Source organism: Pseudomonas sp., from assembly GCF_035277045.1.
GTDB lineage: Bacteria > Pseudomonadota > Gammaproteobacteria > Pseudomonadales > Pseudomonadaceae > Aquipseudomonas.
Genome location: NZ_DATELE010000122.1, coordinates 1 through 5,457, shown reverse-complemented (window position 1 = coordinate 5,457; position 5,457 = coordinate 1). Strand labels below are relative to the sequence as shown.

The window sequence follows — 5,457 nt, the reverse complement described above, 5'->3', positions numbered from 1 at the left end:
CGTCCAAGACAACCGCCGTCAGGCCCCATCTGCAAAATCCAATCACCACGGTTTCGCCGACCGCGATTACACCGACGGCCTGATTACCCGGGAGGATGGTTCGTATGCATTCTGAGAAAGTGGTTCACCTGTCCAGTATGGCTAGCCCGCAAATGACCTCGATGGCCGTCTGCGAAGAGCACGGCGAGTACCAGGCCACCGTCACGCATGTCCTGAGCCGCACCTTCCGGTCTCCGTGCCCGGAGTGCAAGCGCCTGCAGGCCGCCAAAAACACCGCGCTGGCGGTAGAGCGTCATCGCCATGAGCTGGCCTGGAAGCTCGGTGATGCCCTGATCCCCAAGCGGTTCAAGGAGAAGACGTTCGAGGCCTACCAAGCCACCAATCCTGGCCAGGCCAAAGCCAAGGCCCGTTGCGAGCTGTACGCCCAGGAGTTCGAGCAGAACCTGGAAGCGGGGCGCTGCATGATCCTGGTGGGCAATCCCGGCACCGGCAAGACCCACCTCGGGGTGTCCGTCGCCCAGGCCGTCATGGCCTCCACCGGACACACCGCGGCGTATCGCACCTTGGGCGGTATCCTCCAGTCGATCCGCGCGACCTTCGACGGCAGCTCGGGCCAGACCGAGGGCAGTATCCTCGACGCCCTGATCAAGCCCACGCTGCTGGTTCTGGACGAGGTCGGGGCAAGCAAAGAGACGCCCAGCGATTTCGAGCTGAGCCGCCTGTTTTCGATCATCAACGGCCGCTACGAGAAGATGCTGCCGACCATCGTGATCTCGAACCTGGGCGTAAAGGAATTGCCCGCGGCCATGGGCGAGCGCTCGGCTGACCGGCTGCGCGAGGGTGGGGTGATTGTGCTGCCGTTCACCTGGGAGTCGCAGCGCGGCAAGGAGGGCGTGTAATGAAGCGTGCCACTCCAATACAGCTGCGTAATTCGCTCCAAGTGGCCAACGCTTTCGTCAAGCACGGCATCCATTTCGTATGCATGCCGGTGGTGGATGAGGCCGACCACGTAAACCTGGCCAGCCAGGCAGCCGAGCGACTTGAGCGCATGGCGGTCATCTCCGAAGCCGAGGAGCAGCACTGATGGACGCCAACAAGAACCGGGAGCAGTTCGAGGCAGCATACGTCGAGGAGATGGCCAAGTGCTGCGGCGAGGATATCCGCCAGCGCGCCAGAGCCAACCTCGCATGGCGACAGGAGAACGGCGATTACCGTGACCCCATGGTTCGGCTGGCGTACTGGGCCTGGAAGGCCTCCCGCGAGGCCGTGGTGGTGGAGCTGCCTGCTGAATGGGCGACCAACGTAGGAACAATGCTGCCGCCTCCCGGCGTGCGGCGTGCGATCGAGGCCCAAGGCCTGAAGGTGGCGCCATGAGCGCCCAAATGCTGCTGCCGCCTGATCCTGCTGAGTACCGCTATGCGCTGTACTGCCACAGCCACGCCCTTGGCCTCAGCCACCAGCCCCGGCCGCCGGTTGCCCTGTACCGCGACGAGCAATCGGCCCGGCTGCACGGCGTGCGCATGTGGCCATCCGCATTCGAAGTTGTCGATCTTCAAGGAGAGCACCGCCCATGAGGCAATCCAAGCTGACCAAGGCCGCGCGCGGTCGGGAGTGCCAGGTGCGCATCCCGGGCGTCTGCAACGGCAACCCGGAAACAACCGTCCTGGCGCACTACCGCATGGCCGGCACTTGCGGCGTGGGCTTCAAGCCGAACGATCTGCAAGGCGCCTGGGCCTGCGCTGCCTGCCATGATGCGTGCGACGGGCGCAGCAAGGTCATCAGCCGCGCCGAAGCTCGCCAGTACCACGCCGAGGGCGTCATGCGCACCCAGGCCCAGCTGATCAGTGAGGGGGTAGTGGCCGCATGATGAGCCCAGCCATGACATTCAGCGGCATCCCGATCTACGTCAGTGACTACCTGCCCAAGACAAAAACCATTCGCTGGAAGACAGAGCGGAAATGGTGTCACTGGAAGAACGCCCCGAGCCTTCGTTATCGCCTGCGCAGCAAAGAAGTTCCCTGCGACACCGTGATCATGCTCGGCGGGCGGGCTTTCGTGTCCCCCGAGGGCTTCGCAAAGATCCAAGGCCAGCTTGGGAAGGCAGAGCAGTGAAGCCAGCGAGCATGAAGGCAGTGCGGGCCAGAAAGCCGCGGGCAAAACCAGTCGACCGGGAAGGCCTGGAGCAGGCTGCGCTGATGGAACATCTGCAGCTGCGCTTCCCCGAGGCGTTCCGGCTGATCTATCACGTACCCAACGGCGGGCACCGGCACAAGCTGGTCGCGGTCAAGCTCAAGGGGCAGGGCGTCAAGGCGGGGGTGCCGGACCTAGTGCTGCCGATGGCCCGCGGCGGGTACTTCGGCCTGTACATCGAGTTCAAGGCTGAGCCGCCATTCGATGCCGCCGTGTCGCCAAGCCAGGACGCCTACATTCAAGCGCTGATGGACCAAGGGTATCTGGCGATCGTCTGCCGGGGTCCGGTTGACGCTATGGAGGCGCTCCGGGCTTACCTGCTGCTGCCTAAGACCGTGGTGGCCGCATGAGCGCGACCCGAGAAGTGAAGCTGAGCGAGGCCGAGGTGCGTAGGCAGGTGGCCGACAAATCGGTGCGTGACCTGCGCGACCCGCGTCACCCCGGCCTGTACCTGCGCTTCTGGAGCAACCGCGAGCGTGGCACCTGGCACCTGGTGCGCGGCAAGAAGTGGGTGCCGATCGCTCGCTGGCCCGACCTGAGTGTGGCGGCCGTGATCGCCGAACTGCCCGCAATACGTCAGCGCCTGGCCCGCAACCCTGCCACTGCGCCAGTTGCCTCGGGCATGGTCACCGTCGGCCAGCTGCTCGACTGGTACGGCGACCGCATGGCTCGTGACCGCTCGCTGTCGGCAAAGCGCAAGGCCGGTGCCCGGTCTGCTATCGCGCAACACCTGAAGCCGCGGCTCGATGACCTGGCCATGGCCGACGTGAATGCCGACGCGCTGGACAAGCACTTGATGTGGCCGTGCCAGGCCGAGGTGTCGCTGTCCTACCTGCGCCAGATGTTCGCGCTGCTGCTGACCGCTTTCCGCCAGGCCCTGCAGCTGGGCCTGATCGACCGCAACCCTATGGCCGGGATGCGCTTCAGCGACTTCACCCGCGCCAAGATCCTGCCCAAGGCTGCCCGCCTGCGTGATGTGCAGTTGCCCGAGCTGATGCAGCAGCTGGCACAGGCCTTCGAGACAGCGCCGGGCGATGCCATGTTGGCCCTGATGATGCTGGGCCACGGTACCCGGATCGGCGAGACCCGCATGGCGCGCTGGGGCGATATCTCCCTGGCCGCGGCCGAATGGTTCATCCCGGCGGCAAACACCAAGACTCGGACCGAGCACCGCCTGCCATTGACCGGCCAGATCAAGGCGCTGCTGGCCCGGTACCGGGCGATTCAGCAAGCCCAGGGCTACGGGGGCGTTTACCTGTTCCCGAACCGGCGCGGGCTGCCGCTGAGCGAGACCCAGGCCAGCACCGTGTTCACCCGTCTTGGCCAGCGTGAGTGGACCAGCCACGACCTGCGCAAGGTGTCCCGCAGCACCTGGACTGACCTGGGCATCGACGGCCACATCGGCGAGATGCTGCTGAACCACACGCTCGGGAAGATCGCCAGCACCTACATCCACACCCAGGCCATGCAGCAGCGTCGGCAGGCTCTGGAGAAGTGGCATGCGTGGCTTGACCGGATTGGCTTCAAGGCCATTCACCGCCTTACAGAGGCCTTATTTGAAAATTCGCAGAATTCGCCACAGGCCGCTGATGCCGTGGCTTCGGGCGACCTTACCGCATTTGTAATTAGCGAGGATTCGAAATGCTGAAAAAGGGCCGCCGACCTGGGTTTTCCCTGCAACGAATACCGCTGACTGCGTGCCCAGGATGTGGCGGCCAAGCCACAACCAGCGGCCTTTTTGGGCCACGCCCTTGTATGACCTGCAACGTTTCGGGTTGGGTGTCAGCAGTTACGGGTGAGCCGCTACCGCTCGAAGAGCTGGCTATGCAGCTCGGCCTGCGACTGCGCGAACTGGAGCAACAGGCCGAACGCCAGCGTCCAGCCAACATGAGCGGTCCGGAAGGGCAATACCAAACGAACAACCGCCGCGGCGCCGGCGGCACGAATTACACTGGGGATTGAGGAATACATGAAGAAGCGAACCTATGTTGATAAAGCCCTGGGTGACACCGCATACATGCTGGAGCAGTGGGGCTGGTGGCGCATGGATGGGATGGGCGTGCCTCAGTACGTCTGCCCGCTATATGCGCTGATGCGTGACAACGTCCCTGCCGAAGGTGGGCTCAAACAGTACGTGATCACGGACGACCTAGCGCTCGCGGTGGACGGCGCCGTAGCCAGGCTGAACAAGCGCGACCCACAGATGGGTGGCTTCGTCTGGCTGTACTTCGGTGCTAAGTGGCCGGCGCTGCGGATCGCCCGCGAGCACAAGATGGGTGAAGCCAAAGCGCGCGAGTTGATCAACACTGGAGTGGCCTGGATCGATTGCGCTCTTGAGCAGCTGCGCGAAGCTGCATAAAAAGCTTTCCGCGCGGATAAACACCTGTTTTCATAGCAGCGTGTCCAGCTTGCAAGAAACGCGACACAGAGAAACCCCGGCCAGAGCCGGGGTTTTATGCTTGCGGGGTTGATGGTTATGAGAACCTAATAAGGGCCCGGATGAGGCCCCTAAGCAGCTTCTGCATGAATCACCAATCGTTTACCCAAAGCATTCAGTGCCTGCTCCAGCGCCTCCAGCTTCGATCCATGGAGGAAGTCAACGAGCCTGTCACCTTGGCTCTGGCTGATACCGAGCAGCCGGCATAGGTCAGCTTTGCGCATTCCGCGCTCCATCATGGCATTCCATAGCTCAATTTTGACCACGGTAAGGCTCGGGAGCAAAAGCACGGGCTGGCCATCCAGCGGCTCTGGCGCGGGTGGAATGGTTCGTCGCTGATCTACATAGATCGACAGCGCGGCTTCCATTGCGTCTATCGCCTCAGCCATTGCTTCAGCCAGATCGTCGCCAGCAGCGTTGAATTCTGGGATCGCATCGCACGTCAGCGCGAGGCCAGGGTTCTCGTCGGTATGCACCGTCAAGGGGTAGTCGTACATATCTGGCTCCTTTCAGTGTTAGCGCAGAAGACTCGCGACGAAGCGAGGTGAGTTTCGAGTTCAAGGGTGGGGCTCATTTGAGCCCCAGTTGCTTGATTATTCCTTTCCGGGTCGGCTCTTTCATCTCCTTGGCGCCGTGATCCGGAAAGACCGTCTGATTGCCGTTGTAGGTGATTTTCCAAATATGACGTCCTTTGCTTTTCGTGAACTGGACGCCTTGGGATATCAGCCATCTCTTGAACTCGTTGTAGCTCATCACCTCGCTCCCTCGTTTTGATAAGATCATAATACCTCAAATTTGCTTTATTTAAAGCAGATTTGAGGTATTCAATG

At 62.4% G+C, this 5,457-nt stretch carries 12 protein-coding genes and 1 pseudogene; 11 read left to right on the top strand and 2 right to left on the bottom strand.

From position 1 onward, the window contains the following. From VJS90_RS05360 to VJS90_RS05310, 11 genes and pseudogenes are all read left to right on the top strand, one after another. Positions 1–115 (top strand): annotated as a pseudogene (locus VJS90_RS05360) (phage replication protein); the annotation flags it as partial. Beyond that, positions 105–899, top strand: coding sequence for an ATP-binding protein (locus tag VJS90_RS05355; RefSeq protein ID WP_324119769.1), 795 nt, complete (start codon positions 105–107; stop codon positions 897–899). The pseudogene VJS90_RS05360 and the gene VJS90_RS05355, both read left to right, overlap by 11 nt. After that, the gene (locus VJS90_RS05350) at positions 899–1,084 is read left to right on the top strand and encodes a DUF1382 family protein (RefSeq protein ID WP_324119767.1); all 186 of its coding nucleotides are present in this window, start codon (positions 899–901) and stop codon (positions 1,082–1,084) included. The genes VJS90_RS05355 and VJS90_RS05350 overlap by 1 nt, the downstream gene beginning before the upstream one ends. Continuing rightward, a complete protein-coding gene (locus tag VJS90_RS05345) occupies positions 1,084–1,374 on the top strand; it encodes a hypothetical protein (RefSeq protein WP_324119766.1) in 291 nt (96 codons plus the stop codon). The genes VJS90_RS05350 and VJS90_RS05345 overlap by 1 nt, the downstream gene beginning before the upstream one ends. Beyond that, positions 1,371–1,574 carry a hypothetical protein gene (locus VJS90_RS05340; RefSeq protein WP_324119764.1) on the top strand — a complete coding sequence of 68 codons (204 nt, stop codon included), beginning with the start codon at positions 1,371–1,373 and terminating at the stop codon, positions 1,572–1,574. Before VJS90_RS05345 ends, VJS90_RS05340 begins: the two co-directional genes overlap by 4 nt. After that, positions 1,571–1,867, top strand: coding sequence for a DUF1364 domain-containing protein (locus tag VJS90_RS05335; RefSeq protein ID WP_324119762.1), 297 nt, complete (start codon positions 1,571–1,573; stop codon positions 1,865–1,867). Before VJS90_RS05340 ends, VJS90_RS05335 begins: the two co-directional genes overlap by 4 nt. Before the next feature lie 11 nt (positions 1,868–1,878). Continuing rightward, on the top strand, positions 1,879–2,112 hold the full coding sequence (locus VJS90_RS05330; protein WP_324119760.1) for a hypothetical protein: 234 nt from the start codon (positions 1,879–1,881) through the stop codon (positions 2,110–2,112). Continuing rightward, complete coding sequence (locus VJS90_RS05325) at positions 2,109–2,540, top strand: VRR-NUC domain-containing protein (protein ID WP_324119758.1); 432 nt, start codon at positions 2,109–2,111, stop codon at positions 2,538–2,540. The genes VJS90_RS05330 and VJS90_RS05325 overlap by 4 nt, the downstream gene beginning before the upstream one ends. Beyond that, positions 2,537–3,838 (top strand): site-specific integrase, encoded by a 1,302-nt coding sequence (locus VJS90_RS05320; RefSeq protein ID WP_324119756.1) that lies wholly within the window; start codon positions 2,537–2,539, stop codon positions 3,836–3,838. The genes VJS90_RS05325 and VJS90_RS05320 overlap by 4 nt, the downstream gene beginning before the upstream one ends. A 176-nt stretch (positions 3,839–4,014) precedes the next feature. Next, positions 4,015–4,152, top strand: coding sequence for a hypothetical protein (locus VJS90_RS05315; RefSeq protein ID WP_324119754.1), 138 nt, complete (start codon positions 4,015–4,017; stop codon positions 4,150–4,152). Between the two features lie 7 nt (positions 4,153–4,159). Next, positions 4,160–4,549, top strand: a complete 390-nt coding sequence (locus VJS90_RS05310) for an antiterminator Q family protein (RefSeq protein ID WP_324119752.1) — start codon at positions 4,160–4,162, stop codon at positions 4,547–4,549. A gap of 149 nt (positions 4,550–4,698) precedes the next feature. Here VJS90_RS05310 and VJS90_RS05305 read toward each other — a convergent pair whose 3' ends face one another. Further along, positions 4,699–5,124, bottom strand: coding sequence for a type II toxin-antitoxin system HicB family antitoxin (locus tag VJS90_RS05305; RefSeq protein WP_324119750.1), 426 nt, complete (start codon positions 5,122–5,124; stop codon positions 4,699–4,701). A 73-nt stretch (positions 5,125–5,197) separates the two neighbouring features. Beyond that, positions 5,198–5,380 (bottom strand): type II toxin-antitoxin system HicA family toxin, encoded by a 183-nt coding sequence (locus VJS90_RS05300; RefSeq protein WP_324119748.1) that lies wholly within the window; start codon positions 5,378–5,380, stop codon positions 5,198–5,200. Positions 5,381–5,457: the final 77 nt, after the last annotated feature.

Bases quoted from the DNA above. Each gene is read 5' to 3' on its own strand.
- VJS90_RS05355 (WP_324119769.1), top strand. From the start codon at position 105: ATGCATTCTGAGAAAGTGGTTCACCTGTCCAGTATGGCTAGCCCGCAA.
- VJS90_RS05350 (WP_324119767.1), top strand. From the start codon at position 899: ATGAAGCGTGCCACTCCAATACAGCTGCGTAATTCGCTCCAAGTGGCC.
- VJS90_RS05345 (WP_324119766.1), top strand. From the start codon at position 1,084: ATGGACGCCAACAAGAACCGGGAGCAGTTCGAGGCAGCATACGTCGAG.
- VJS90_RS05340 (WP_324119764.1), top strand. From the start codon at position 1,371: ATGAGCGCCCAAATGCTGCTGCCGCCTGATCCTGCTGAGTACCGCTAT.
- VJS90_RS05335 (WP_324119762.1), top strand. From the start codon at position 1,571: ATGAGGCAATCCAAGCTGACCAAGGCCGCGCGCGGTCGGGAGTGCCAG.
- VJS90_RS05330 (WP_324119760.1), top strand. From the start codon at position 1,879: ATGACATTCAGCGGCATCCCGATCTACGTCAGTGACTACCTGCCCAAG.
- VJS90_RS05320 (WP_324119756.1), top strand. From the start codon at position 2,537: ATGAGCGCGACCCGAGAAGTGAAGCTGAGCGAGGCCGAGGTGCGTAGG.
- VJS90_RS05315 (WP_324119754.1), top strand. From the start codon at position 4,015: ATGCAGCTCGGCCTGCGACTGCGCGAACTGGAGCAACAGGCCGAACGC.
- VJS90_RS05310 (WP_324119752.1), top strand. From the start codon at position 4,160: ATGAAGAAGCGAACCTATGTTGATAAAGCCCTGGGTGACACCGCATAC.
- VJS90_RS05305 (WP_324119750.1), bottom strand. From the start codon at position 5,124: ATGTACGACTACCCCTTGACGGTGCATACCGACGAGAACCCTGGCCTC.
- VJS90_RS05300 (WP_324119748.1), bottom strand. From the start codon at position 5,380: ATGAGCTACAACGAGTTCAAGAGATGGCTGATATCCCAAGGCGTCCAG.